The organism is Achromobacter sp. RTa (assembly GCF_000757485.1).
Classification (GTDB): Bacteria; Pseudomonadota; Gammaproteobacteria; order Burkholderiales; family Burkholderiaceae_B; genus Achromobacter.
Window position 1 is genome coordinate 1 of the sequence record NZ_JPYO01000013.1, and the last position, 24,601, is coordinate 24,601.

21 protein-coding genes are annotated in these 24,601 nt (G+C 67.0%); 13 read left to right on the forward strand and 8 right to left on the reverse strand.

Annotated elements, in window-relative coordinates; genetic code table 11:
* Positions 1 to 94: 94 nt before the first annotated feature.
* Both ettA and JL37_RS04755 read right to left on the reverse strand, forming a co-directional pair.
* Complete coding sequence (ettA, locus tag JL37_RS04750; protein WP_043542411.1) at positions 95 to 1,768, reverse strand: energy-dependent translational throttle protein EttA; 1,674 nt, start codon at positions 1,766 to 1,768, stop codon at positions 95 to 97.
* A gap of 106 nt (positions 1,769 to 1,874) precedes the next feature.
* Entirely contained in the window at positions 1,875 to 2,795 is a 921-nt protein-coding gene (locus JL37_RS04755; protein ID WP_156124224.1) for a DMT family transporter, read from the reverse strand.
* A gap of 98 nt (positions 2,796 to 2,893) precedes the next feature.
* Here JL37_RS04755 and JL37_RS04760 point away from each other — a divergent pair, with 98 nt between their 5' ends.
* Complete coding sequence (locus JL37_RS04760; protein ID WP_043542412.1) at positions 2,894 to 3,691, forward strand: helix-turn-helix transcriptional regulator; 798 nt, start codon at positions 2,894 to 2,896, stop codon at positions 3,689 to 3,691.
* A 118-nt stretch (positions 3,692 to 3,809) separates the two neighbouring features.
* Positions 3,810 to 4,349 (forward strand): hypothetical protein, encoded by a 540-nt coding sequence (locus JL37_RS04765; protein WP_043542413.1) that lies wholly within the window; start codon positions 3,810 to 3,812, stop codon positions 4,347 to 4,349.
* A 69-nt stretch (positions 4,350 to 4,418) separates the two neighbouring features.
* Here the strand turns inward: JL37_RS04765 and JL37_RS04770 are convergent, their stop codons facing one another.
* The 6 genes from JL37_RS04770 to JL37_RS04795 form a co-directional block, all read right to left on the reverse strand.
* Positions 4,419 to 5,414: an ABC transporter ATP-binding protein gene (locus JL37_RS04770; protein WP_043542414.1), complete on the reverse strand. Its 996-nt coding sequence runs from the start codon at positions 5,412 to 5,414 to the stop codon at positions 4,419 to 4,421.
* Positions 5,411 to 6,409: an ABC transporter ATP-binding protein gene (locus JL37_RS04775; protein ID WP_043542415.1), complete on the reverse strand. Its 999-nt coding sequence runs from the start codon at positions 6,407 to 6,409 to the stop codon at positions 5,411 to 5,413. The genes JL37_RS04770 and JL37_RS04775 overlap by 4 nt, the downstream gene beginning before the upstream one ends.
* Positions 6,410 to 6,419: 10 nt before the next feature.
* Positions 6,420 to 7,334, reverse strand: a complete 915-nt coding sequence (locus JL37_RS04780) for an ABC transporter permease (RefSeq protein ID WP_043542416.1) — start codon at positions 7,332 to 7,334, stop codon at positions 6,420 to 6,422.
* Positions 7,334 to 8,323 carry an ABC transporter permease gene (locus tag JL37_RS04785; protein WP_043542417.1) on the reverse strand — a complete coding sequence of 330 codons (990 nt, stop codon included), beginning with the start codon at positions 8,321 to 8,323 and terminating at the stop codon, positions 7,334 to 7,336. The genes JL37_RS04780 and JL37_RS04785 overlap by 1 nt, the downstream gene beginning before the upstream one ends.
* Positions 8,324 to 8,382: 59 nt before the next feature.
* Complete coding sequence (locus JL37_RS04790; protein ID WP_043542418.1) at positions 8,383 to 9,954, reverse strand: ABC transporter substrate-binding protein; 1,572 nt, start codon at positions 9,952 to 9,954, stop codon at positions 8,383 to 8,385.
* A gap of 196 nt (positions 9,955 to 10,150) precedes the next feature.
* Positions 10,151 to 10,648 (reverse strand): MarR family winged helix-turn-helix transcriptional regulator, encoded by a 498-nt coding sequence (locus tag JL37_RS04795; RefSeq protein WP_043542628.1) that lies wholly within the window; start codon positions 10,646 to 10,648, stop codon positions 10,151 to 10,153.
* A 330-nt stretch (positions 10,649 to 10,978) separates the two neighbouring features.
* Here JL37_RS04795 and JL37_RS04800 point away from each other — a divergent pair, with 330 nt between their 5' ends.
* The 11 genes from JL37_RS04800 (at position 10,979) to JL37_RS04850 (ending at position 24,585) form a co-directional block, all read left to right on the forward strand.
* On the forward strand, positions 10,979 to 13,201 hold the full coding sequence (locus JL37_RS04800) for an indolepyruvate ferredoxin oxidoreductase subunit alpha (RefSeq protein WP_043542419.1): 2,223 nt from the start codon (positions 10,979 to 10,981) through the stop codon (positions 13,199 to 13,201).
* 29 nt (positions 13,202 to 13,230) lie between these two features.
* The gene (locus JL37_RS04805) at positions 13,231 to 14,775 is read left to right on the forward strand and encodes an indolepyruvate oxidoreductase subunit beta family protein (RefSeq protein ID WP_043542420.1); all 1,545 of its coding nucleotides are present in this window, start codon (positions 13,231 to 13,233) and stop codon (positions 14,773 to 14,775) included.
* Between the two features lie 26 nt (positions 14,776 to 14,801).
* On the forward strand, positions 14,802 to 15,779 hold the full coding sequence (locus JL37_RS04810) for a PDR/VanB family oxidoreductase (protein WP_043542421.1): 978 nt from the start codon (positions 14,802 to 14,804) through the stop codon (positions 15,777 to 15,779).
* Positions 15,780 to 15,794: 15 nt separating this feature from the next.
* A complete protein-coding gene (locus JL37_RS04815) occupies positions 15,795 to 17,114 on the forward strand; it encodes an aromatic ring-hydroxylating dioxygenase subunit alpha (RefSeq protein ID WP_043542422.1) in 1,320 nt (439 codons plus the stop codon).
* Positions 17,111 to 17,602, forward strand: coding sequence for an aromatic-ring-hydroxylating dioxygenase subunit beta (locus tag JL37_RS04820; protein WP_043542423.1), 492 nt, complete (start codon positions 17,111 to 17,113; stop codon positions 17,600 to 17,602). Before JL37_RS04815 ends, JL37_RS04820 begins: the two co-directional genes overlap by 4 nt.
* Positions 17,603 to 17,611: 9 nt before the next feature.
* The gene (locus tag JL37_RS04825; RefSeq protein WP_052096863.1) at positions 17,612 to 19,276 is read left to right on the forward strand and encodes an AMP-binding protein; all 1,665 of its coding nucleotides are present in this window, start codon (positions 17,612 to 17,614) and stop codon (positions 19,274 to 19,276) included.
* Positions 19,273 to 20,445, forward strand: a complete 1,173-nt coding sequence (locus tag JL37_RS04830) for a thiolase family protein (RefSeq protein WP_043542424.1) — start codon at positions 19,273 to 19,275, stop codon at positions 20,443 to 20,445. The genes JL37_RS04825 and JL37_RS04830 overlap by 4 nt, the downstream gene beginning before the upstream one ends.
* Complete coding sequence (locus JL37_RS04835) at positions 20,442 to 21,683, forward strand: SDR family NAD(P)-dependent oxidoreductase (RefSeq protein WP_043542425.1); 1,242 nt, start codon at positions 20,442 to 20,444, stop codon at positions 21,681 to 21,683. The genes JL37_RS04830 and JL37_RS04835 overlap by 4 nt, the downstream gene beginning before the upstream one ends.
* Before the next feature lie 40 nt (positions 21,684 to 21,723).
* Positions 21,724 to 22,509 (forward strand): cyclase family protein, encoded by a 786-nt coding sequence (locus tag JL37_RS04840; RefSeq protein ID WP_043542426.1) that lies wholly within the window; start codon positions 21,724 to 21,726, stop codon positions 22,507 to 22,509.
* A 22-nt stretch (positions 22,510 to 22,531) separates the two neighbouring features.
* Complete coding sequence (locus tag JL37_RS04845) at positions 22,532 to 23,260, forward strand: SDR family NAD(P)-dependent oxidoreductase (RefSeq protein WP_043542427.1); 729 nt, start codon at positions 22,532 to 22,534, stop codon at positions 23,258 to 23,260.
* A gap of 173 nt (positions 23,261 to 23,433) precedes the next feature.
* Complete coding sequence (locus tag JL37_RS04850) at positions 23,434 to 24,585, forward strand: ABC transporter substrate-binding protein (RefSeq protein ID WP_043542428.1); 1,152 nt, start codon at positions 23,434 to 23,436, stop codon at positions 24,583 to 24,585.
* The last annotated feature ends 16 nt before the right edge of the window (positions 24,586 to 24,601 follow it).

Genomic DNA, 24,601 nt, shown 5'->3' on the forward strand with positions numbered 1-24,601 from the left:
GTACGGGTGTCAGACACCTAGATGTGGCAGTGTCTGACACCCGTACGAGATAACGGTCACCCTATGGGGTGCATCGCGGGTGTCTGACACCGATTTACTTCAGCGCCTTGTAGCGCAGGCGCTTGGGCTTGGCGCCCTCTTCACCCAGGCGGCGCTTCTTGTCAGCTTCGTATTCCTGGTAGTTGCCGTCGAAGAACACGACTTGCGAATCGCCTTCGAAGGCCAGGATGTGCGTGGCGATGCGGTCCAGGAACCAGCGGTCGTGGCTGATCACCATGACGCTGCCGGGGAACTCGAGCAGCGCGTCTTCCAGGGCCCGCAGCGTTTCCACGTCGAGGTCGTTGGACGGTTCGTCCAGCAGCAGCACGTTGCCGCCGGCGATCAGCGTCTTGGCCATGTGCAGGCGGCCGCGTTCGCCGCCAGACAACTGGCCCACGACCTTGTTCTGGTCGCCGCCCTTGAAGTTGAAGCGGCCCAGGTAGGCGCGCGACGACATCTCGAACTTGCCCACCGTGAGGAGATCGGCGCCATCGGCCACGGCGTCGAACACGGTCTTCTTGTCTTCCAGCGCGTCGCGCGACTGGTCCACGTAGGCCAGCTTCACGGTCTGGCCGATCTTGACCTCGCCCGAATCCGGCTGCTCGCGGCCCGCGATCATGCGGAACAGCGTGGACTTACCAGCGCCGTTGGCGCCGATGATGCCGACGATGGCGCCAGGCGGCACCTTGAAGCTGAGGTCGTCGATCAGCAGGCGGTCGCCGTAGGCCTTGCTGACGTTGTTGAATTCGATGACCTCGTTGCCCAGGCGCTCGCCCACCGGAATGAAGATTTCCTGGGTTTCATTGCGCTTCTGGTATTCGTAGGACGACAGTTCCTCGAAGCGGGCCAGGCGCGCCTTGGCCTTGGCCTGGCGGCCCTTCGGGTTCTGGCGCACCCACTCCAGTTCCTTCTTGATGGTCTTCTGGCGCGCGGATTCCGAGGCCTCTTCCTGCTTGAGACGGTCTTCCTTCTGCTCCAGCCACGAGCTGTAGTTGCCCTTCCAGGGAATGCCGTAGCCGCGGTCCAGTTCGAGGATCCATTCGGCCGCGTTGTCGAGGAAGTAACGATCGTGGGTCACGCCCACCACGGTGCCGGGGAACTTGTGCAGGAACTGTTCCAGCCACTCCACGCTTTCGGCGTCCAGGTGGTTGGTGGGTTCGTCGAGCAGCAGCATGTCGGGCTTGGACAGCAGCAGGCGGCACAGCGCGACACGGCGCTTTTCGCCGCCGGACAGCTTGCCTACGATGGCATCCCAGGGCGGCAGGCGCAGGGCGTCGGCGGCGATTTCCATCTGGTGCTCGATATCGTCGGCGCCGCTGGAGGCGGCGGCGGCGATGATGGCTTCGAGCTCGGCCTGTTCGGCGGCCAGCGCGTCGAAATCGGCGTCCGGCTCGGCGTAGGCGGCGTAGACCTCATCCAGCCGCTTTTTCGCGGTGACGACGGCTCCCAGGCCTTCTTCCACCGCCTGGCGCACCGTGTGCTCGGGGTTCAGCTGCGGTTCCTGCGGCAGGTAGCCGATGTTCAGGCCCGGCATGGGGATGGCTTCGCCTTCGATTTCGCGGTCGACGCCTGCCATGATCTTCAGCAGCGTCGACTTGCCCGAGCCGTTCAGGCCCAGCACGCCGATCTTGGCGCCAGGAAAAAACGAAAGCGAGATGTCGCGCAGGATCTGCCGCTTGGGCGGCACGATCTTGCCGACGCGGTTCATGGTGTAGACGTATTGGGCCATGGGCTCGTATCGAAGATATAGCTGATAAACCGCTGATTGTAGGCCGGAACCCTGACCGGCGTGCGGTCGCCGCCAAATGCCCTGCGCGGCCCACGCGGGCGGGCCTTCAGGCCGCCCTGGGCTGCCCCGCCGGACGGCTTGGGCGCATCTGCGCCAGCATGACGCCAGCCAGCGCCATCGCGCCGCCGACGATGTGGAAAAGGTGCGGCTTCTCGTCCAGGAATACCGCCGCGATCGCGACCGTGGCGACCGGCATGACGTTCAGGAAGATGCTGGCGCGGTTCGGCCCCAGGTGCTTTACGCCCTGCATCCACAGGAAGGGAGCGAACAGCGACGGAAAGATCGCGGCGTACAGGACCAGCGGCAGGTTGTCGCCATTGAGGGGCGAAGCCGGAGCCGCCAGGAAGGCCGGCAGCTGGAACAGCACGCCGAAGGCCACCTGCACGTACAGCGACTGCCACGGGCCCACCGGCAGCGCCCAGCGGCGCAGCAGCACGCCGTACAGCGCATAGGCCAGCGCGCCCACGCCCATCAGCACATCGCCGTGGTTGGCGCCCACCGACAGCAGGCGGGCGGGATCGCCCTCGCCGATCAGGAGAGCGAGGCCCGCCAGGGACAGCAGGCCGCCCAGCATCGCCATCATCGACGGCAGCTCGCGCAGCACCACCGCCACCACAGCAATGGTCATCAACGGAATCATGGCCGTGATGATGCCCATGTTGGTCGCGGTTGTGCTGGCGGCCGCCACGTAGGCCAGCCCCTGGTACAGCGCCATTCCCAGGCCTCCCAGCACCGCGAGCTTGGGCAGGCTGGGCAGGATCTGGCGGCGCTGCGCCCAGACGCCGGGAAGGGCGAATGGGGTCAGCATCACGCCCGCCAGCGCCCAGCGGTAGAACCCGATGGCGGCCGGAGCGATCACGCCCGCCGCCATCTTCGTGACGATCATGTTGACCGACCAGATCAGGGCCGCGAGCAAGGGAAACAGCAGATAGCGGGCGGAAGGGTGCGTGGCGCGGGCGGTCGACATGGCGGGGGCAAGGCAAAACGAAACAGAGCGACAAGTTTAGGACCTGTCCGACCTGCTGTATATAATGAAAAACAGACAAATCCAGACGAAGTTCCGACATGCCGCCAGCAGACGCCGCGCCGGTGCTGGCCAGCCACCTGCCCTACCCGCTGGCCTGCCGCATTCTTCACTTCACGCCCAATTCGCGCATGAGGCGCCATGCTTCGCCATGGGCGGAACTGAATTTCGCGATCTCCGGCATCATGGAGCTCGGCATCGGCGGCGTGACCTACCTGTCGCCGCCGCAGTACGCCATCTGGATACCTCCCCATGTCGAGCATTGCTGCCAGAACGAAGGCGAAGTGCATTACGCCTGCATCGACATCCCCGCCGCCGCATGCGCCGGTTTGCCCGACAAGCCCTGCACGCTGGAGATCAGCCCGGTCATGCGCGCGATTCTGGCCGACTTCGAACGGCGGGGGATCAGCTATCCGGATACGCCTGAAGATCGGCGGATGGCTCAGATCGTCATCGACCAGGCCCGCCAGGCCCGCGCCTACGCCAGCTACCTGCCGTCCGCCGCCGACCCGGTGCTTGCGCCCATCCTGTCGGCGCTGCAACAGCGTCCGGGAGACAAGCGCGGCGCCGCGCACTGGGCCGCCACCGCAGGCATCACCGAGCGCACGCTATTGCGCCATTGCCAGCAGCGCCTGGGCATGTCGTTCAATGAATGGCGGCAACGGCTGCGCGTGGTCAGCGCGCTGGGCATGCTGGACGAAGGCCGGTCGGTCCAGTCGGTGGCGCGCGAGCTGGGCTACAGCACCCCGTCGGCCTTCATCGCCATGTTCCAGCGGCTGACGGGCGAATCGCCCGACAGCGCGCGCAGGCGCAGCCTGGGCTGCTCACCCTCTTCGTGACCCGGGAAAATCGCGTCGTCCAAGCGTCGGATGCAAGGCAGGGCCGATAGAGCGACAATACGCCTGACTTTCGTCTTGCCGTGCCGTCGCGGCTTCATCGCGCCCAGGAATTCCCCTCATGTCCGCCTCCGCCACTCCCCCAGCTTCCCTGACCCATTTCAACGCATCCGAACTGGACATGCTGGCCAAGACCGCAGACGCGCTGAGCGCCTATCTGGGCAAACCCGTGCTGGCCGAAGTCGTGCTGGGCGACGACGGCACGGAATGGGTGACCTACGGCGTGCCCGTGGACGAAAACGCCAAGCCGGACGAAGAACAGACCCACGTCCAGCTGGGCGGCCCCGGCGCCCGGCTGCTGGGCAACCGCGGCGGGTTGCCCCAGTCCGACGACGACACCTACGACTGCCTCTATCTCTGGGCCATCGAAATCTCGTTGAACGAGGGCGAGCGCTTCGTCAAGCTCGACCACGACGGCGAGGAGTCCGCCTGGTCGGACAGCCTGGAAGACGTGCTGCCGTTCGCGCTGACCGAAGAACCTCTGCCGGACGACCCGGACGAAGACGAGGACGAAGACGAGGATGAGGACGACGAGGAGGATGCCGATGGGGAAGACGGCGATCCCCAGCATCATCCTCACGACCACGGCCATCGCCACTGACGAAACGGGGTCCGGCGGCTGACGGCGCCCGGCGCCGCCCGTCAGGCCTGCCCCCCCAAGCCAGGCGGATCAGCCGGTGATCCGCCCCTCCTGCACCGCATGGCAAGCCACCACGGACAGGCCCGCAGCCATCGCCGCGGGCGCTTCGCGCTTGCATCGCTCGTTCGCGTGCGGGCAGCGGGGATGAAACGTGCAGCCCGACGGCGGATTGAGCGGATTCGGCACTTCGCCCGCCACCGCCGTGCGCGGCTTGCCCGCGCCATTGATGTCCGGAATGGCCTCCAGCAACATGCGCGTGTACGGATGCCGGGGCCGCTGGAACAGCTCGTCGCGTGGCGCCACCTCCACCATGCGGCCCAGGTACATCACCCCCACCCGGTCGGCCACATGGTGCACGACCGCCAGATTGTGCGAGATGAACAGGTAGGTCAGGCCCAGCTTGCGCTGCAGGTCTTTCATCAGGTTCAGCACCTGCGCCTGCACCGAGACGTCGAGCGCCGACGTCGGCTCGTCGCACACCAGGAACTCGGGGTTCACCGCCAGCGCCCGCGCGATCGAGATGCGCTGGCGCTGGCCGCCGGAGAACTGGTGCGGATAACGACTCTGGTCGGCCGGGTCCAGCCCCACCTGCGTAAGCAGCTCGCCCACCCGGGCGCTGCGCTCCGCCGGCGTCATCCGCGTATGCGTCAGCATGGGCTCCGCGATAATGCGGCCGACCCGCCAACGCGGGTTCAGGCTGGCATACGGATCCTGGAAGATCATCTGCAGGCGCTTGCGCAGCGCGCGCCCTCCTGGTTCCGACATACGCGAAAGAGGCTGTCCGTCGAACAGGATGTCGCCGCGGGTCAGGCCGTACAAGCCGACCAGCATGCGCGCCACCGTCGACTTGCCGCAGCCCGATTCGCCCACCAGCGCCAGCGTCTCGCCGCGCGCGATCTCGAACGACACGCCGTCCACGGCGCGCAGCATCACCTGGGGCTTGCCCGCAAGCTTGCGTTCCAGCCATGGCGGCGATACGTCGAACCAGCGGGCGGCGTCCTTCACTTCCACCAAGGGCATGCTCATTTCGACTCCTCCCCTTGGGGGGCCGCCGGAACGGCCCCGTCATGCAGCCAACAGGCCGCCAGGGACGTGCCCGCGGGCATCAATTCGGGCCTGTCCCGCCCGCAACGCGGCAAGCGCCGGCCGCAGCGCGGATTGAAGGCGCAGCCCGGCGGGATGGCATTCAACCTCGGCATGCTGCCGTCGATCTGCACCAGCCTGTCGGCATGCCCGTCCAGCGATGGGATCGATCCCATCAGCCCCGAGGTATAGGGATGGCGCGGCTTGTGGATCACGTCCGCCACCGGGCCGATCTCGGCCACGCGGCCCGCGTACATCACCGCCACGCGGTCCGCGGTCTCGGCGATCACGCCCATATCGTGCGTGATCAGCATCACAGCGGTGCCGTTCTCGCGGCACAGGCGTTTCAGCAGCTCGATGATCTGCGCCTGGATGGACACGTCCAGCGCGGTCGTCGGTTCATCCGCCACCACCAGCTTGGGCTCGGCCGCCAGGGCCAGCGCGATCACCACGCGCTGGCGCATGCCGCCCGAAAACTGGTGCGGATAGTGGTCGATGCGCTCGCGCGCCGCCGGGATACCGGTTGCCGCCAGCAGTTCCACGGCGCGGTTGCGCGCCTGAGACCAGCTCATGTCCAGGTGCGTGACGATGGTTTCCGCCAATTGCCGACCCACCGTGTACAGGGGGTTGAGCGACGTCAGCGGGTCCTGGAACACCGCGCCGATCTCGCGGCCGCGCACGCGGCGCATCTGCTCGTCGGGCAGGTTGTCGATACGGCGGCCCGCCAGCAGGATCTCGCCGGCGGCGATGCGCCCCGGCGGCTCCAGCAGGCCGATGATGGACGCGCCGGTCAGCGACTTGCCGGCGCCGGATTCGCCCACTACGCCCAGGACTTCGCCCGCCTGGATGGAAAACGAAACGTCGTCCAGCGCGCGCAGCGTGCCGCGGCGCGTGGGAAACTCCACGCGCAAGTTGCGGACTTCAAGTAATGCGCTCATGCGCGATACCTCAATTCAATTTCGGGTTGAGCGCGTCGCGCAGCCAGTCGCCCAGCAGGTTGACGGACAACACCAGCAGCACGAGCGCCGCGCCCGGGAAAATGGTGATCCACCACTCTCCGGAAAACAGGAAGTCATTGCCGATGCGGATCAGCGTGCCCAGCGAAGGCGCCGTCGGCGGCACTCCCACGCCCAGGAACGACAGCGTCGCCTCGGTAATGATGGCGGTGGCCAGGTGCACGGTGGCAAGCACCAGCACCGGTCCCAGCACGTTGGGCAGCACGTGGCGGAACATGATGACCGGCGAAGCCACGCCGATCACCCGGGCCGCCTGCACGTATTCGCGGTTCTTCTCCACCAGGGTGGAGCCGCGCACCGTGCGCGCGTACTGCGGCCAGCCCGCCAGCGCGATCGCGCCGATCAGCACGGGAAAGGCGATCAGCTCGTGCATTTCACGCGGAACGGCGGCGCGCGCCACTCCATCGATCAGCAGGGCGATCAGGATGGCGGGGAACGACAGCTGCACGTCCGCGACGCGCATGATGAACGCATCGATCCGGCCTCCGGCGTACCCCGATATCAGCCCGAGCACGATGCCGATCAGCATGGACAGCAGCACCGACGCCAGCCCGATCAGCAGCGACACGCGCGTGCCGTACAGGATCGCGGAATACAGATCCCGCCCCTGACTGTCCGTGCCCAGCAGATAGGTCGACAGACCGTTGGCCTCCCAGGCGGGCGGCAGCAACGCGTCCAGCAATTCCACCTTGGTGAGGTCGAAGGGATTGTGCGGCGCCACCCAGCCGGCGCCGAAGGAGCCGATGAGCAGGAGCGCAAGCAGCAGGGTCGCCGCGATGGCAACGGGAGCCCGGCGCCAGGCCCAGGCGATGTCGCTGTCCCACCAGCGTTTGAGTATGGCGCGCATCAGTGAGCCCCCCCGCCGCGGGTAAGCCCGGAACGCAGGCGGGGGTCCACGACAAAATACAGAAGATCGACGATCAGGTTGATGACCACGAACACCAGCGCGATCAGGCACAGGTACGCGGCCATGACAGGCACGTCGGCGAATTGCACCGCCTGGATGAAGAGCAGGCCCATGCCCGGCCACTGGAACACGGTCTCGGTCACGATGGCGAACGCGATGATGCCGCCCAGCTGCAGGCCCGTGATGGTGATGACCGGCACCATGGTGTTCTTCAGCGCATGGCCGAAGTGGATGGCGCGGCGCTTCAGGCCGCGGGCGCGCGCGAACTTGATGTAGTCCGAGCGCAGCACTTCCAGCATTTCCGAACGCACCAGGCGCAGCACCAGCGTCATCTGGAACAGCGACAAGGTGATGGACGGCAGGATCAGGTGCTTCCAGCCCGTGGCGGTGAAGAGCCCGGACGTCCACCAGCCGACGCTGACCGTATCGCCCCGCCCGTAGCTGGGCAGCCAGCCCAGCTGGACGGAGAACACGAGGATCAGCAGGATGCCGATCAGGAATGTGGGCAGCGACACGCCCAGCAGCGAACCGGCCAGCAGCAGCTGGGACACCAGGCTGTTGCGCTTGAGCGCGGTGTAGACCCCGAGCGGAACGCCCACCAGCAGCGCCAGCAGGGCGGCCACCATGGACAGCTCCAGCGTGGCCGGCAGACGGGATTTCAGCAAGGCGGAAACGGGTTCGCTCTGGCGCAGGGAAATGCCGAAATTCCCTTGCACGGCGTTGGCCACGAAATGGCCGAATTGGACGATGGCGGGCTCATTGAGCCCCAGGCGCTCACGCAATTCGATGCGCTCGGCATCGGTGGCGTCCTGCCCCAGCATGATGGTGACAGGGTCGCCGACGTATTGAAAAAGCACAAAGGCCAGTAGCGCGACGGTGAGCATCACCGCTACGGCCTGCAACAGGCGACGCAGTATGAAAGCGAACATAGGCGGAAAAGGCAAAACGGCGGGAGCCCGGAAAGGCCCCGCCGTTTGATTAGCCTGGATCAGTCAACCTTGACCCAATCGGCAACGAGACGATTGTCGGCACGGTGGATGACCGTGACGTTCTTGCGCATCGCCCAGGGGATGACCTGGTCGTGCAGGGGAATATGGCCGAAGTCCTTGGCGTGCCCCTGCAGCACCGTGATGATGTCGGCGTCACGCTTGGCCGCATCGGTTTCCGTCTTGATCCGGTCGATGATGACGTCCAGTTCCTTGTTGCTGTAGTTGCCCAGGTTGTACATGCCGTCCGCGCCCTCGCCCTTGGTGCGGATCAGGTTCTGCAGCGTGTACATGGCGTCGAACGTGGGCACGCCCCAGCCGAACAGGTAGGCGCTGGTGTCGGACGACTGCACCTTGGGGAAGTACGTGGAGCGCGGCATGGCGTTCATCGTCGCCTTCACGCCCACCTTCGCCCACATGCCGACGACGGCCTGGCAGATGGCTTCATCGTTGATGTAGCGGTTGTTCGGACAGTCCAGCGTGAAGTTCAGGGTGCCGTCGTAGCCGGCTTCCTTCAGCAGGGCGCGGGCCTTCTCGGGATCGTAGGGCACGCGCTTGTGCAGGGATTCGGCCCAGCCGTGCACTTGCGGCGCGATCATCGTGCCGGTGGGCGCCGAGAGGCCGCGCATCACCGCGCGCTTGATCGCGTCCACGTCGATCGCGCGATACAGCGCTTCGCGCACGCGAATATCCTGGAACGGGTTCTTGCCCTTGATGCTGGAATACTGGAGCTCGGGGCGCTTCTGGTCCAGGCCGAGATAGATGGTGCGGTATTCGTTTCCTTCCACCACCTTGGCGGACTGGCGCAGGCGGTCCAGGTCCTGCGCGGCGGGGTCCAGCACGAAGTCGATCTCGCCCGACAGCAGGGCCGCGGTTCGGGTGGCGTTCTGCTTGATCGGCGTGAACACCACTTCGGTCACGTTGCCGACCTTGCCGGCCTTGTTCCACCAGTCCTTGTTTTCCTCGAAGACGGTGCGCACGTCCACTTCGCGCGACTTGAGCTTGTACGGGCCGGTGCCGTTGGTGTTGCGCGCGCCGTAGGTTTCTTCCTTGTTGACGAAATCCTGCGGCTTGGCGATGTTGTTCTTCTCGGACCAGGCCTTGTTCATGATGAACACATTGGTCAACTGGCGCAGCAGCACGGGGTTGGGCGCGGAGGTCTCGACCTCGACCGTGAGCTCGTCGATCTTGCGCGCTTCCTTGATGCCGGTGGTGTAGGCCTTGTAGTTCGACGTGGGCGCCATGGCGCGGTGGATCGAGAACACCACGTCGTCGGCGGTGAACGCGGCGCCGTCATGGAACTTCACGTTGGGGCGCAGCTTGAAGCGGTACAGCGTGGGCGAAACCTGCTCCCATTCCGTCGCCAGGCGCGGCGACACCTTGAAGGACTTGTCGTAGTCCACCAGCGGTTCATAGATGTAGCTGTTGGCGGCGATCGTCATGCCCTCGTTTTGCGAGTGCGGGTCGAAAGTGAGGATGTCACCCTGGGCGGCCCAACGAAAGGTTTTGGCCTGCCCGATCGAGGGCGCGGCCACGGCGGCGGCGATCGCGATAGCAATCAAAGTGCGGCGCATAGTTTCAACTCCTGACAATAGTCTGAATACCGGCGCGATATTGCCTAGCCGCAAGACCCCCGTCAATTAAGGGTTTATGCGTACCGGAACATGTTTTCACAGAGGGAAAACATATCGGGGACGCATATGCTTGTAACAAAAAAATCGATGTAAACGGCGTTGGAACGGGCCGCCGCGATCCGCCGGAGCGCTTGCCCTATTCGTCTTCGGGCGCCGCCATTTCCAGCGGCACGTGCTCCGTCATCAGCACGTCCAGCATCTCGATCAGCAGCGCGGCCTTTTCATCGCCGAAAGGCGCGAGCACCGCCTTCTGATGCTGCAGCGCCTGGTCGCACAGGGCGGCGATCAGGTTGGAGCCCTTGGTGGTGATGCAGACCCGAGTCTGCCGCCGGTCGGCCCGCACGCCCGAACGGGCCACCAGGCCCTCGGCCTCCATGCGCTGCACCACCTTGCTCAAGGTGGGCTGCTTGGTGATGGCGAGCACCGCCAGCGTGCCGATGGTTTCGCCGGCGCTGCCCTGGAGGCTGGCCAGCACCCGCCACTGCGTGACCGACAGGCCGGCCGCCCTGACCTGCTGATGGAATTCCGCCGAGATGCGCTGGCTGGCCTGCGCCAGCAGGTAGGCCAGGTAGCCGTCGACGAAACGGCCGCCAGGCGCCGCCGTGGATGTGTCCCGCCGCTTTTCCAACCGCATACTGCCTTGCTCCCATGCGTGCACCACGGCGGCGCGATCATGCGCCCGGACGGGGCGCTTGCTGTTGCGCAACACAGGGTATACCCGGAATCGCAACCCGTTTTTGCACCATGCCGGCGCTCGCCGCGTGCTCTGAAACTAGAGAACAACGAGTATATACGTCCTTGTTTTAGCGTGATATTTTTTTCTTTCCATGAAATTTCATCTTTTTTGTTGACAGCTAAAACGTTGACTCCTAAAGTATTTTTTAGGCGAGATTTTCCTGACGTGACGATGCTGCGCAGCAGCAAAGCTTGAGGACCCGCAGGCCGGGCCGGGAAGGAGTTCTAGATGGCTGAAAGGTCTTTCAAGAAAGAAGTCCAGCAGTTGCGCATCGGCGCGGGCGAAGAGTTCCGCGGAGAGGGCATCCTTGCGGTCACAAAAGCCCTGCTGCAGTCCGGCGTGGGCTATGTCGCGGGCTACCAGGGCTCGCCGATCTCGCACCTGATGGACGTGCTGGCCGACGCCAACGACATCCTCCAGGAACTCGGCGTGCACTTCGAGGCCAGCGCTTCCGAAGCCACGGCCGCGGCCACCCTAGCCGCTTCGGTCATGTATCCGATCCGCGGCGCGGTCACCTGGAAATCCACCGTGGGCACCAACGTCGCGTCCGACGCCCTGGCCAATCTGTCTTCCGGCGGGGTCACGGGCGGCGCGCTGGTCATCGTGGGCGAGGACTACGGCGAAGGCTCGTCCATCATGCAGGAGCGCTCGCACGCGTTCGCCATGAAGTCCCAGATCTGGCTGCTGGATCCCCGCCCCAACCTCGAAAGCATGGTCAAGGCGGTGGAGGATGGCTTCGAGCTGTCCGAGGCCAGCAAGACGCCCGTCATGCTGCAGTTGCGCATCCGGGGCTGCCACGTGCATGGCCGCTTCGTCGCCAAGGAAAACAAGCGCCCCGAGTTCTCGCTCGCCCAGGCGCTGGAAAGCCCCGCGCGCGACACCAGCCGCATCGTGCTGCCGCCCGCCTCCTTCCTGCACGAGCAGGAGAAAATCAAGGAGCGCTGGCCCGCGGCCATCCGCTACATCAAAGAACACAAGCTCAACGAATACTTCGACGGCGATCAGGACGATATCGGACTGATTCTTCAGGGCGGCCTGTACAACGGCGTCATCCGCGCCCTGCAGCTGCTGGGCCTGGCCGACAACTTCGGCAACAGCCGCATCCCGCTGTACGTCATGAACGTGACCTATCCCGTCATCGAGGACGAGGTCATCGATTTTTGCCGCGGCAAGCGCGCCGTGCTGCTCCTCGAGGAAGGCCAGCCCGACTACATCGAGCAGAACCTCCACGCGGTGCTGCGCCGCGCAGGCGTCGACACGCGCCTGTCCGGCAAGGACGTGCTGCCCATGGCGGGCGAATACACCACCCAGGTCATGCGGGACGGCCTGCGCGAATTCCTCAAGCGCAACCGGCCGGAATCCCTGCAGACGCATCCGGCCGCGGCCGCCGACGCCCAGGCCGCCGAACGTCAGCTCGAAATCACCGAGCTGGCCCGGCCCAGGCCCGCCCCGCCCGCCGAGCAGCCCATCACTTTCCACAAGCACGTGGAAGGCCTGGCGGCGGTGGTCCCGCCCCGGCCCGCGGGCTTCTGTACCGGCTGTCCCGAAAGGCCGATCTTCTCGGCGCTGACGCTGGCGCAGGAAACGCTGGGCCAGCACCATATCTCCTGCGATATCGGCTGCCACCTGTTTTCCATCCTGCCGCCCTTCAACCTGGGCGCCACCACCATGGGCTATGGCCTGGGAGCCTCCAGCGCGGCGGCGTTCAACGTGCCGGCCGCCAAACGCCCCATTTCCATCATGGGAGACGGCGGCTTCTGGCACAACGGGCTGGCCTCGGGCATTGGCAACGCGGTGTTCAACAAGTACGACGGCGTCATCGTCATCGTCGACAACTATTACGCTTCGGCCACCGGCGGGCAGGACATCCTGTCTTCACGCGCAGAGAATCCCGACCGCTCGACCAACAATCCCATCGACCAGGCCGTGCGCGGCGTGGGCGTGAAATGGGTGCGCACGCTGGACCGCACCTATGACGTGGCCAAGGTGCGCGCCACGATCGAAGAGGCGCTGACCACCGACGTCAAGGGCCCCAAGGTCATCATCGCGCAGTCGGAATGCATGCTGAACAAGCAGCGCCGCATCAAGCCGCAGTTCAACAAGGCCGTGAAGGAAGGCAAGCGCGCGGTGAAGGAACGCTTCGGCGTGGACCCCGACGTCTGCACCGGCGACCACGCTTGTATTCGACTGTCGGGCTGCCCTTCCCTGACGGTCAAGGACAGCGGCGACCCGCTGAAGGAAGACCCGGTCGCGCACGTGGAAAGCAGCTGCGTCGGCTGCGGCAATTGCGGCGAGGTCGCCCATGCCGCCGTGCTGTGCCCGTCGTTCTACCGCGCCGACATCATCCACAACCCCACCGGCCGCGACCGTTTCCTGGCGCGCGTGCGCGGGGCGGTCATCGGCCTGCTCCAGCGGCGCCGCGCGGCCCGCCTGGCCAACAACGCCCTCTAAGGCCCGTTCACTCTAAGGACACCCGCCTCATGAAACCGGTGGCTATGCAGCAAGGCAACCCGATCAAGATCGCCATCCTGGCCATGGGCGGCCAGGGCGGCGGCGTGCTGGCCGACTGGATCGTCGACATGGCCGAGCATGCCGGCTGGTGGGCGCAGACCACCTCGGTGCCCGGCGTGGCCCAACGAACCGGCGCCACGATCTACTACCTGGAACTGCTGCCTGAATCGGACGTGAAGCGCGCCGGACGGCAGCCGGCCCTGGCGCTGATGCCCACCCCCGGCGATGTGGACCTGGTGGTGGCGGCCGAACTGATGGAAGGCGGCCGCGCGATCCAGCGCGGCCTCGTCACGCCCGAGCGCACGGTGCTGCTGGCCTCTTCCCACCGCAGCTACGCGGTCAGCGAAAAGTCCGCGCCCGGCAACGGCATCGCCGACCCGAACAAGGTCCTGGAAGCGGGCCGCGCCGCGGCCAAGCGCTTTCTGTGTTTCGACCTGCAGGCGCTGGCCGACCGCGCCGGAAGCGTCATCAGCGCCAGCCTGTTCGGCGCGGTGGCCGGCAGCGGCGCCCTGCCCTTCGCGCGGGAAGACTACGAAGCCACCGTGCGGCGCGCCGGCCTGGGCGTGGACGCCAGCCTGCGCGCCTTCGCCCTGGGCTTCGAATCGGCCGACCAGGCGCCCGCCCAGCCCGCTCCCATCGACCTGGAGCGGCCGGTGCCGGCCCTGCCCGACGTCGCAGCCAGCCCCAGGACGCAGGCGCTGCTGGACACCATCAAGCGCGACTTTCCCGCCTGTGCGCAGCCCATGCTGACGGCCGGCGTGCGCCGCCAGCTCGAATTCCAGGACCTGGCCTACGCCGGCGACTACCTGCGCCACATGAAGTCGATCCGCGACCTGGACGCCGCGCATGGCGGGGAGGCCCGGCAGTGGGCGCTGACCTGCGCTGCCGCGCGCTACGTGGCCACGGCCATGGCCTACGACGACGTGATCCGCGTCGCCGATCTGAAAACCCGCGCCACGCGTTTCGACCGTGTGCGCCAGGAAGTGGGCGCGCGTCCGGACCAACTGGTCCACACGACGGAATTCATGCACCCGCGCCTGGAAGAAATCTGCGGCACCCTGCCCGCCGGGCTGGGCCGCTGGCTGGAAGGATCCAAGGCCTTCGGCGGCTTCGTGGCGCGGCGGCTGGGCCACGGCCGCCGCATGCAGAGCAGCACGCTGGGCGGCTTCCTGATGCTGTATGCGCTGGCCGGCATGCGCCGCTTTCGCCGCGGCACGCTGCGCCACCAGGCCGAGGCCGCCGGCCTCGCGCAATGGCTGGACCTGATCGCGAAACTGGCGCCGCGCGATTACGCGCTGGCCGTCGAAACCGTCAATTGCCGCCGCCTGGTCAAGGGCTATAGCGACACGCACGCGCGCGGCGGCGGCAAGTACCGCCAGTTGATCGCCGCGGCGGAACAGCTGGCCGGCCGGCCCGACGCCGCCGAAGCGCTGCGCGCGTTGCGCGACACCGCCCTGGCCAACGAGAAATGCGGCCCCATGGAACGCCAGCTGGCCGAAAAGCTGGCGGCCTGAGACAAGTAAAGATAGGGACAAACGCCGTGCAGACACTGAAACTCATCGTCCGGGAAGTCCGGCAGGAATCGCCGCTGATCCGTTCGTTCCGGCTGGCGCGCGAGGACGCCGGCCCCCTGCCCGCCTTCGGACCGGGCGCGCACCTGAAGGTAACGGTGCCCGGCCTGCGCGAGCCGCGCTGCTATTCCCTGGTGCAGTTGGCGCCGGAGGCCGGCAAGTTCGCCCAGCCCGCGGAATACCGCCTCGGCGTGCGCCTGGAGGAAACCAGCCAGGGCGGATCGCGCCACATGCACGCGCTGGCCGAGGGCGACACGCTCACGGTCGAAGGCCCGAAGAACGACTTCCCGCTGCACGAATCGCCCGCCGGCGACGAACCCGTGGTGCTGATCGCGGGCGGCATCGGCATCACGCCGGTGGCCTCCATGGCCGCGGCGCTCAAGTCCGCCGGGCGCGCCTTTCACCTGCACTACTGCGGCCGCAGCAAGGACCAGCTGGCCTTCCTGCCCGAACTGCAGGCGCTGGCCGGCGACGACCTAAGCCTGCACGCCGACGACGATCCGTCCTGCCGCTTCGACCTGCAGGCGCTGCTGGACGCGTCCTCGCCGCGCCAGCATCTGTACGTCTGCGGCCCCAAGGGCCTGATCGACGCGGTGATCCAGGGCGCCCACGCGCGCCACTGGCCCGATGCACACATCCATTTCGAACTCTTCGCGACCGCCGCGCCGCAGGCTGGCGACCAGCCCTTCGAGGTCGAGCTGCGGCAGTCCGGCAAGGTGCTGACCATCCCCGCCGACAAGACCATCATCGACGTCATGGAAGAGGAAGGCTGCGATCCGATGTACGACTGCAAGCGCGGCGAATGCGGCGTCTGCCAGGCCACGGTGCTGGAAGGCGAGCCCGACCACCGCGACTACTACCTCTCGGATACGGAGAAGGCCAGCGGCAAGATCATCCAGATCTGCATCTCGCGCGCGAAATCGGCGCGCCTGGTGCTGGATCTATAGGAAGGAAGCGCCATCATGAGCAAATACCGCGACAACCCCGACGCCATCCGCGCCCTGCTGCGCGACACCGAGGTGCACAAGGACCTGTTCATCGACCAGGAGCTGTTCGACCTGGAAATGGAACGCCTGTACGCCAACACCTGGGTCTATGTCGGCCACGACAGCCAGGTGCCCAATCCCGGCGACTACATCACCACCACGGTCGGCAACCAGCCGGTGGTGATGGTGCGCCATGGCGACAAAAGCGTGCGCGTGCTGCACAACCGCTGCCCGCACAAGGGCACGATGGTCGCCGGCGACGCCTGCGGCAACACCGGCAAGTTCTTCCGCTGCCCCTACCACGCGTGGACCTTCAAGACCGACGGCAGCCTGCTGTCCATCCCGCTGAAGAAGGGCTACGAGAACACCGGCCTGGAAAACTGCGAAGCCAGCCAGGGCATGGCCGCGGTGAAGGACGTGAAGAACCATCGCGGCTTCGTGTTCTGCCGGCTGAATCCGGAAGGCCAGTCCTTCGAGGATTTCTTCGGCGAATCGCTGTCGACCCTGGACAACATGGTCGACCGCTCGCCCGAAGGCAGGCTGGAAGTGGCCGGCGGCGTGCTGCGCTACATGCACCGCTGCAACTGGAAAATGCTGGTCGACAACCAGACCGACACCTGCCACCCGATGGTGGCGCATGAATCCTCGGCGGGCACGGCCGTGAAGGTCTGGGAACAGGCGCCGGAAGGCACGCCCAAGCCCATGGCCGTGGAGCTGTTCGCGCCCTTCATCTCCCCCTACGAGTTCTTCGAGAACATGGGCATCCGCGTATGGGAGAACGGCCACGGCCATACCGGCGTGTCGGATTCCATCCATGCCTCGTATTCCGGCATTCCGGGCTACTGGGATTCCATGGTGGCGGCCTACGGCGAGGACCGCGCCAAGCAGATCCTGGGCGACGTGCGCCACAACACCGTGTACTTCCCCAACATCATGGTCAAGGGCCCGATCCAGACGCTGCGCGTCTTCAAGCCCATCGCGGCGGACCGCACCCTGGTCGAGTCCTGGACCTTCCGCCTGGTGGGCGCGCCCGACCTGCTGCTGGAACGCACGCTCATGTACAACCGTCTCATCAACGCGCCGACCTCGGTGGTCGGGCACGACGACCTGGAAATGTACGAGCGTGCCCAGGACGGCCTGCAATCGCGGGCGCGGGACTGGGTCAACGTGGGCCGGCTGTACTCGCCCGACGAAGTCGGGCAGAAGAACGTCGCCACCAATGGCACCAATGAATGGCAGATGCGCAACCAGTACCGCGCATGGGGCCGCTACATGACCGGACCGGAGTCGGTATGAGCGCAAGCGACCGCGAGTTGATCGATTTTGTCTACGCCGAGGCGCGCATGCTGGACGAGCTGCGCTTCGAGGACTGGCTGAACCTGTACACCGAGGACGGGCACTACTGGATGCCGCTGGCGCATGGCCAGACCGACCCCAGGCTGCACGCCTCGCTGATGTACGAGGACAAGCTGCTGCTGCGCGTGCGCGTGGAGCGGCTGGCCGGCCAGCGCACTTTCTCGCAGCAGCCCAAGAGCCGCTGCCATCACCTGCTGCAGGCGCCCACGGTAGAGCACGACCATCCCGACGCCGCGCCTGCCGAAGGGCGCCATGTGGTCCGCACCGCCTTCCATTACGTCGAGACCCGGCAGGACGCGCAGACACTGTACGCGGGCTGGGCCACCCACCATCTGGTGGAGCAGGACGGCGCCTTGCGCATCCGGCTCAAGCGCGTGGACCTCGTCAATTGCGACGCGGCCTTCGGCAATATCCAATTGTTCATGTAGGAGCGGCTTGTGAGCACCACGGTCCATCAGGCATTCCGCGACACCGCGGCCCGCTACGGCGCCCAGCCCTTCCTCTGCATCCTGGAGGAAACCGCGCAGGCCTACGGCATCGGCGCGGGCGAACTGGGCTACGCCCAGGCCGCCGACGCCATCGAAACCCTGCGCGCGGCCTACGCCCAGGCAGGCTACGGGCACGGCCACCGCGCCGGCCTGCTGCTGGAGAACCGCCCCGCGTTTTTCCTGCACTGGTTCGCGCTGAACGCGCTGGGCGTTTCCGTGGTGCCCATCAATCCCGACCTGCGGGCGGCGGAACTCGAATACCTGGCCGGACACTCCGAGATCGCGCTGGCGGTGGCCCTGCCGGAACGCCATGGCGACCTGCTGGCGGCCGCGCAGCGCGCCGGCCGGGAACTGCGCGTGATGGGTCCGGACGACGCGCCGCCGCCGGCGCCGTTCGCCGCGCCGCTGGCGGGCGCGGAGCCCGGAGAGCTGACCGAGTGCGCGCTGCTCTATACGTCCGGCACTACGGGCCGGCCCAAGGGCTGCATCCTGCCCAACCGCTACTTCCTGCATGCGGGCGGATGGTACGCCCGCATCGGCGGCCTGGCCGCTCTGCGCCCCGGCCAGGAACGCATGCTGACACCGCTTCCGCTCGTGCACATGAACGCCATGGCGTATTCGGCCATGGCCATGGTGCTGACGGGCGGCTGCCTGATCCCGCTGGACCGCTTCCATCCCAGGACCTGGTGGGACAGCGTGCGCGAATCGCGCGCCACCGTGCTGCACTACCTGGGCGTCATGCCCGCCATCCTGATGAAGGCGGAGCCCTCGGCGCGCGATCTGCAGCCCGCCATCCGCTTCGGCTTCGGCGCGGGCGTGGACCGCAAGCTGCACCAGCCTTTCGAGGAGCGCTTCGGCTTTCCGCTGCTGGAGGCGTGGGCCATGACCGAGACCGGCGCGGGCGCGGTCGTCATCGCCAACAAGGAACCCCGCCACATCGGCAGCAGCTGCTTCGGCAGCGAGGAAGACGATGTGCAGGTGCGCATCGTGACCGACGCCGGCGCCGAAGCACAGTCCGGCGAACCGGGCGAACTGCTGGTGCGCCACGCCGGCGACGATCCGCGCTACGGCTTCTTCGCCGGCTATCTCAAGGATGCCGAGGCAACGGACCAGGCCTGGGAAGACGGCTGGTTCCACACCGGCGACATCGTGCGCCGCGAGGCCGATGGCGCGCTGCGCTTCGTGGACCGCAAGAAGAACGTGATTCGCCGCAGCGGCGAGAACATCTCGGCCGTCGAAGTCGAAAGCGTGCTGATGCAGCACCCGCTGGTGAAGGCGGTGGCCGTGGCCGCCGTGCCCGACCCCGTGCGCGGGGACGAGGTGCTGGCCTGCGTGGTGCCGGAGCGGCTGCCCGCCACGCATGCGGATCTGGCCGAGGCCGCGCGCAGCATCGTGCAATGGAGCCTGGAGCAGCTGGCCTACTACAAGGCGCCCGGCTACGTCGCCTTCGTGGACAGCCTGCCCCTCACCACGACCAACAAGATCCAGCGCGGCGAGATGAAGGCGCTGGCTCCCACGCTGCCCGGCACGGCCCGCTGCGTGGACACCTGCGCGATGAAGAAACGTCCCCAGGCTGAAACGGGCGCGGCTCAACGCCAGGAGTCCGCGCCATGAGCCCGACGCGCCGCGGCTATGACGGCGTGGTGGCGGCCTTGCCCGTCACCATCCCGTACGAGCGCTATTCCACGCACGCCGCCCACTGGTGGCTGGGTCGCGCGCTGGGCGCGCTGATCCGGCAGGCCGGCGTCGCCAAGACGGACGTGGACGGGCTTTGCGTTTCCAGCTTCACGCTTGCGCCCGACACGGCCGTCGGCCTGGTGCAGCACCTGGGCATGAGCCCGCGCTGGCTGGACCACATCCCCATGGGCGGCGCCAGCGGCGTGGCCGCCTTGCGCCGGGCGGCCCGCGCCGTGCAGGCCGGCGACGCCAGCATCGTCGCCTGCATCGCGGGCGACGCCAACCACGTGGACTCGTTCCGCAACACAGTCAGCCAGTTCTCGCGCTTCGCGCAGGACGCGGTCTATCCTTACGGCGCGGGCGGCCCCAACGCCAGCTTCGCCCTGCTGACCGCCAACTACATGCGCGCGACGGGCGCCACGCGCGAAGACTTCGGCAAGCTCTGCGTGGCGCAGCGCGACAATGCCCTGCGATTTCCGCACGCGCTGATGAAAAAGCCGCTGACGCTCGCCCAGTACCTGGATGCTCGCGTCATCACCGAACCCATCCATCTGTTCGATTGCGTGATGCCCTGCGCGGGCGCCGACGCCTTCCTCGTCATGAGCGAGGACCGGGCGCGCTCGCTCGGCCTGCCCCACGCCCGCATCCTCTCCACCATCGAGCGCCACAACGCCTGGATCGAGGATCCCATCCAGATGCGCGGCGGCTGGACCATGGACGTGGACGAGCTGTACCGCCAGGCCGGCGTCCAGCCCGCCGACATGGACTTCCTGCAGGCCTACGACGACTACCCCGTCATCAACCTGATGCAGATGGAAGACCTGGGCTTCTGCGAGAAGGGCTCGGCGCCGGAATTCGTGCGCGCCAATTCGTTCACCGTGGACGGCAGCTTCCCGTTCAACACCAACGGCGGCCAATTATCGGTGGGCCAGGCCGGCGCGGCCGGCGGCTATCTCGGAATGGTCGAGGCGCTGCGCCAGCTGACCGGCACGGCCGGCGGCACGCAAGTGGCAGGGGCCCGTCTCGGCATGGTCAGCGGCTTCGGCATGATCAATTACGACCGCGGCCTTTGCACCGCCGCGGCCATCCTGGGGAGCAACGCATGACCGAACCCTTGGCCAAGCCGCCCCGCAAGAACCCCGTCGCCCGCACCCGGCAGCCCACCCTGCCGCCCGGCTCGCGCAGCCGCAGCGCCCTGGGCCTGACCGCTGCGGCGGCCGAAGGCCGCTTCGATCTGCAGACCTGCGCCGACTGCGGCGCCGTGCAGTATCCGCCTCGCGAAGTCTGCGGCCATTGCCTCTCCGAACGCCTGCCCTGGCGCCCCGCCGATCCCGCCGGCGTCCTGCTGGTCAGCACGGTCCTGCATCACAGCAACGACCTGTACTTCCGTGAACGCCTGCCCTGGCGCGTCGGCACGGTGCGCATGGCCGCGGGTCCTTCGGTAGTCGCCCACGTGCACCAGGACTGCGCCGACGGCGCCCGCGTGCGGCTCGCCCTGAAACTGGACCGCAGCGGCCAAGCCGTGATGATCGCCCTGCCTGAAAGGAACACCCCCAACATGGAAGACGACAAGACCCTGCGCGAAACCTCGTGCGATCCGAAGTTCCGCCGCGCGCTCGTCACCGACGGCAAGTCGGCGGTCGGCATGGCCGTCGCCCGGGCGCTGCTCGAGGCCGGCAGCCCCAAGGTGTTCCTGGGCAACCCCCAGGCCTGGCGCCGCGACGCCGCGTTCGACGCCCTGGCGGCGGATCCACGGGTGGAGGCGGTGACCCTGGACGTGACCGACACCGATTCGGTGGAACGCCTGGCCGCATCCATCGGCGGCAAGGTGGAGATCCTGGTGAATACCGCCGACCTGGAGCGCGAAGGCGGCCTGCTGAACCGCAAGGACGTGAACACGGCGCGCGACGCCATGGACGTGAACGTGCTGGGCTTGATGCGCCTGGCGCAGGGTTTCGGCCCCGCGCTGTGCGGCCGCGCCGCGGACGGCGTGAACAGCGCCGCGGCCTGGGTCAACGTGCTGTCCATCTACGCCCACATGAATCTGCCGTCGCGCGGGATGTGGTCGGCCTCCAAGGCCGCCGCGCTATCGCTGGCGCAATGCCTGCGCGCGGAAATGCGCGGCGCGGGAGTGCGCGTGGTGAACGTGTTCCCCGGCCCGGTGGACCATGAATGGGAACAGCGCACTCCGCCCCCGCGCGTGGCGCCGGCCGCGATCGCCGCCGCCATCGTGCGCGCGCTGAAGGAAGGCACCGAAGACGTCTACGTCGGCGACGTGGCGCAGGAGTTCCGCGCGCGCCTGGCGGAGAACCCCAAGGGACTGGAACGGGAACTGGGCGCCTGACGGCGCCGCCCGACGACACGCAAACCACGAGGAACCGCGCATGAGCCAAAACATTCTTGCCCAATTCATGGCCGAACTGGCGTCGGGCCGCATCCGCATGGTGGATCTCACCGAAACGCTGACCCCCGAGTTTCCCACCATCGTGCTGCCGCCCGAATTCGGCCAGGCCTGGCCGTTCCGGATCGAAGAGATCTCGCGCTACGACGAACGCGGCCCCGGCTGGTACTGGAACAACTTTTCGTGTTCCGAACACACCGGCACGCACTTCGACGCGCCGGCCCACTGGGTGACGGGCAAGGACCAGCCCGACAACACCGTCGACACCATCCCGATCGACGCCTTCATCGCCAACGCCTGCGTCATCGACTGCTCGGCCGAAGCGAGCGGCAACCCGGACTTCCTGCTGACCATAGACTTCGTGCGGAAATGGGAGGAACGCCATGGGCGCATTCCCGCCCGCTCCTGGGTGCTGATGCGCACCGACTGGTCCAAGCGCGCCAAGCCCGCCGATTACCTGAACATGCAGGAAGACGGCGCGCACTCCCCCGGCCCCGACGCCGAGGTCGTGCCCTGGCTGATCAAGGAGCGCGACGTGCACGGTTTCGGCACCGAATCGGTGGGCACGGACGCCGGCCAGGCGCAGCACCTGGACCCGCCCTACCCCTGCCACTACTACATGCACGGCAATAACCGCTACGGCCTGCAATGCCTGACCAACCTGGACCAGCTGCCTCCGACGGGCGCGGTGATCTTCTCCGCGCCGCTCAAGATCCGCAGCGGCTCGGGCAGCCCATTGCGCGTGCTGGCGCTGGCGCCCAAGGCCTGAACAACGACAACAAGGGGAAACCATGACGCAAACCCACGTCGCCCTCGTCACCGGCGGCAGCGCCGGCATCGGCGCCGAAATCTGCCGCAGCATGCTGGACGCCGGCTACGAAGTGATCTCCATGGCGCGCCGCGCAGCCGACTTCAGCCATCCGCGCCTGCACAACGTCCAGGTGGACCTGCTGGACGCCGAGGCCACCGCGCAGGCGGGGGCCGAAGCCGCGGCGAAGTTTCCCATCAGCCACGTCATCCACAACGCCGGCGTCATCTGGCCGAACCTGCTGCCGCAGGTCACGCAGGAGGAACTGCACGGCCTGACACAGATCCACCTGGGCGCGGCCATCAGCCTGGTGCAGGCCGCGTTGCCGGGCATGCAGGAACGCCGGTTCGGCCGCATCGTGCTGATGTCATCCCGGGGCGCGCTGGGCTTGCCCACGCGCACCGCCTATTCGGCCACCAAGGCCGGCATGGTGGGCATGGCGCGCACCTGGTCGCTGGAGCTGGCGCCCCATGGCATCACCGTCAACGTCGTGGCGCCTGGCCCGATCCAGACCGATATGTTCTACGAGGTGATCGAACCCGGCAGCGAACGCGAAAAGCAGCTGGCCGCCGGCATTCCGGTCAAGCGGCTGGGCCGATCCGACGACGTGGCGCGCGCGGTCATGTTCTTCGCGGATCCGGCCAACAGCTTCGTCACCGGGCAGACCCTGTTCGTCTGCGGCGGCGCCAGCGTCAGCTCCATCACCATCTGACGGCCGCGCACCGGCCGCCGCTTCGGGTTTTGACGGATAGGTAAGCACTGCGACGCGGTCTACAGTGCTGAGCCTGCCCCAGGAAACTTTAAGCAACAAGTAATTCCAGCAGTTCCTGTTTTCTCCGTTTTCCAGCCGCACTCCCACCCTGCTCCCTATCCGGAGGTTTTGCCATGCTGTCGAAGAAACTCCCCCTGGCCGCGGCCGCCGCGGTAGCCGCGCTGTTCGCCCTGCCCGCCCTGGCGCAAGTCAAGGTCGGCGTCGTCACCTCCTCCACGGGCCCCACCGCGCTGGTGGGCATTCCGCAGAAGAACACCGTGCCGCTTCTGCCCAAGAAGATCGGCGACCTGACCGTGGAATACATCTCGCTGGATGACGCCAGCGATTCCACCAACTCGGTCACCGCCTTCAAGAAACTGATCTCGGAGCAGAACGTCGATGCGCTGATCGGCCCCTCGGGTTCGCCCAACGCAATGGGCGTGATCCAGTTCGCTGCCGAAGCGGGCGTGCCGATGCTGGCCCCGGTGGGCACGGCCGCGGTCGTGCTGCCGATGAACGAGCAGAAGAAGTGGGTATTCAAGACGACCCAGAACGACGACATCATCGCCCGCGCGCTGGTGGATCACATGGTCAAGACCGGCATCAAGACGGTCGGCTTCATCGGACTGAACGATCCCTATGGCGAGAACTGGTACAAGGTCTTCTCGGGGCTGGTTGCCGAGAAAGGCATCAAGATCACCGCCAACGAACGCTACCTGCGCTTCGACAGTTCGGTCACGGGCCAGGCGCTGAAGATCCTGGCCGCCAAGCCGGACGCCGTGCTGGTCGCCGCTCCCGGCGCCGCCAGCGTACTGCCGCAGACGACCCTGTACGACCAGGGCTACAAGGGCAAGTTCTACCAGACCCACGGCGCCGCCCTGCCCGACTTCCTGAAACTGGGCGGGAAAAAGGTCGAGGGCACGGTGCTGGCGGCAAGCCTGATGCTGGTGCTGCCGGAAATGCCCGACAGCAACCCGTCCAAAAAGGTCGCGTCCGACTACATCGCCGCCTACGAAAAACTCAACGGCTCCCGGCCCGCCACCTTCGGCGCCAACGTCTTCGACGCCGGCCTGCTGCTGGAAAAGGCGGTGCCGCTGGCCGAGAAGGCAGGCAAGCCGGGCACCAAGGAGTTCCGCAGCGCCCTGCGCGATGCGCTCGAACAGACCAAGGAGCTGGTCGGCACCCAGGGCGTCTACAACATGACGGCAGCCGACCACAGCGGCTTCGACGACCGCGGCCGCGAACTCATCACCGTCAAGAACGGCGCCTGGACGCTGGTGAAGTAGTCCCCCCCCGAAGCGC

Excerpts from the sequence above, each read along its gene's own strand:
- ettA (WP_043542411.1), bottom strand. The coding sequence starts at position 1,768 with ATGGCCCAATACGTCTACACCATGAACCGCGTCGGCAAGATCGTGCCG.
- JL37_RS04755 (WP_156124224.1), bottom strand. The coding sequence starts at position 2,795 with ATGTCGACCGCCCGCGCCACGCACCCTTCCGCCCGCTATCTGCTGTTT.
- JL37_RS04760 (WP_043542412.1), top strand. The coding sequence starts at position 2,894 with ATGCCGCCAGCAGACGCCGCGCCGGTGCTGGCCAGCCACCTGCCCTAC.
- JL37_RS04765 (WP_043542413.1), top strand. The coding sequence starts at position 3,810 with ATGTCCGCCTCCGCCACTCCCCCAGCTTCCCTGACCCATTTCAACGCA.
- JL37_RS04770 (WP_043542414.1), bottom strand. The coding sequence starts at position 5,414 with ATGAGCATGCCCTTGGTGGAAGTGAAGGACGCCGCCCGCTGGTTCGAC.
- JL37_RS04775 (WP_043542415.1), bottom strand. The coding sequence starts at position 6,409 with ATGAGCGCATTACTTGAAGTCCGCAACTTGCGCGTGGAGTTTCCCACG.
- JL37_RS04780 (WP_043542416.1), bottom strand. The coding sequence starts at position 7,334 with ATGCGCGCCATACTCAAACGCTGGTGGGACAGCGACATCGCCTGGGCC.
- JL37_RS04785 (WP_043542417.1), bottom strand. The coding sequence starts at position 8,323 with ATGTTCGCTTTCATACTGCGTCGCCTGTTGCAGGCCGTAGCGGTGATG.
- JL37_RS04790 (WP_043542418.1), bottom strand. The coding sequence starts at position 9,954 with ATGCGCCGCACTTTGATTGCTATCGCGATCGCCGCCGCCGTGGCCGCG.
- JL37_RS04795 (WP_043542628.1), bottom strand. The coding sequence starts at position 10,648 with ATGCGGTTGGAAAAGCGGCGGGACACATCCACGGCGGCGCCTGGCGGC.
- JL37_RS04800 (WP_043542419.1), top strand. The coding sequence starts at position 10,979 with ATGGCTGAAAGGTCTTTCAAGAAAGAAGTCCAGCAGTTGCGCATCGGC.
- JL37_RS04805 (WP_043542420.1), top strand. The coding sequence starts at position 13,231 with ATGAAACCGGTGGCTATGCAGCAAGGCAACCCGATCAAGATCGCCATC.
- JL37_RS04815 (WP_043542422.1), top strand. The coding sequence starts at position 15,795 with ATGAGCAAATACCGCGACAACCCCGACGCCATCCGCGCCCTGCTGCGC.
- JL37_RS04820 (WP_043542423.1), top strand. The coding sequence starts at position 17,111 with ATGAGCGCAAGCGACCGCGAGTTGATCGATTTTGTCTACGCCGAGGCG.
- JL37_RS04830 (WP_043542424.1), top strand. The coding sequence starts at position 19,273 with ATGAGCCCGACGCGCCGCGGCTATGACGGCGTGGTGGCGGCCTTGCCC.
- JL37_RS04835 (WP_043542425.1), top strand. The coding sequence starts at position 20,442 with ATGACCGAACCCTTGGCCAAGCCGCCCCGCAAGAACCCCGTCGCCCGC.
- JL37_RS04840 (WP_043542426.1), top strand. The coding sequence starts at position 21,724 with ATGAGCCAAAACATTCTTGCCCAATTCATGGCCGAACTGGCGTCGGGC.
- JL37_RS04845 (WP_043542427.1), top strand. The coding sequence starts at position 22,532 with ATGACGCAAACCCACGTCGCCCTCGTCACCGGCGGCAGCGCCGGCATC.
- JL37_RS04850 (WP_043542428.1), top strand. The coding sequence starts at position 23,434 with ATGCTGTCGAAGAAACTCCCCCTGGCCGCGGCCGCCGCGGTAGCCGCG.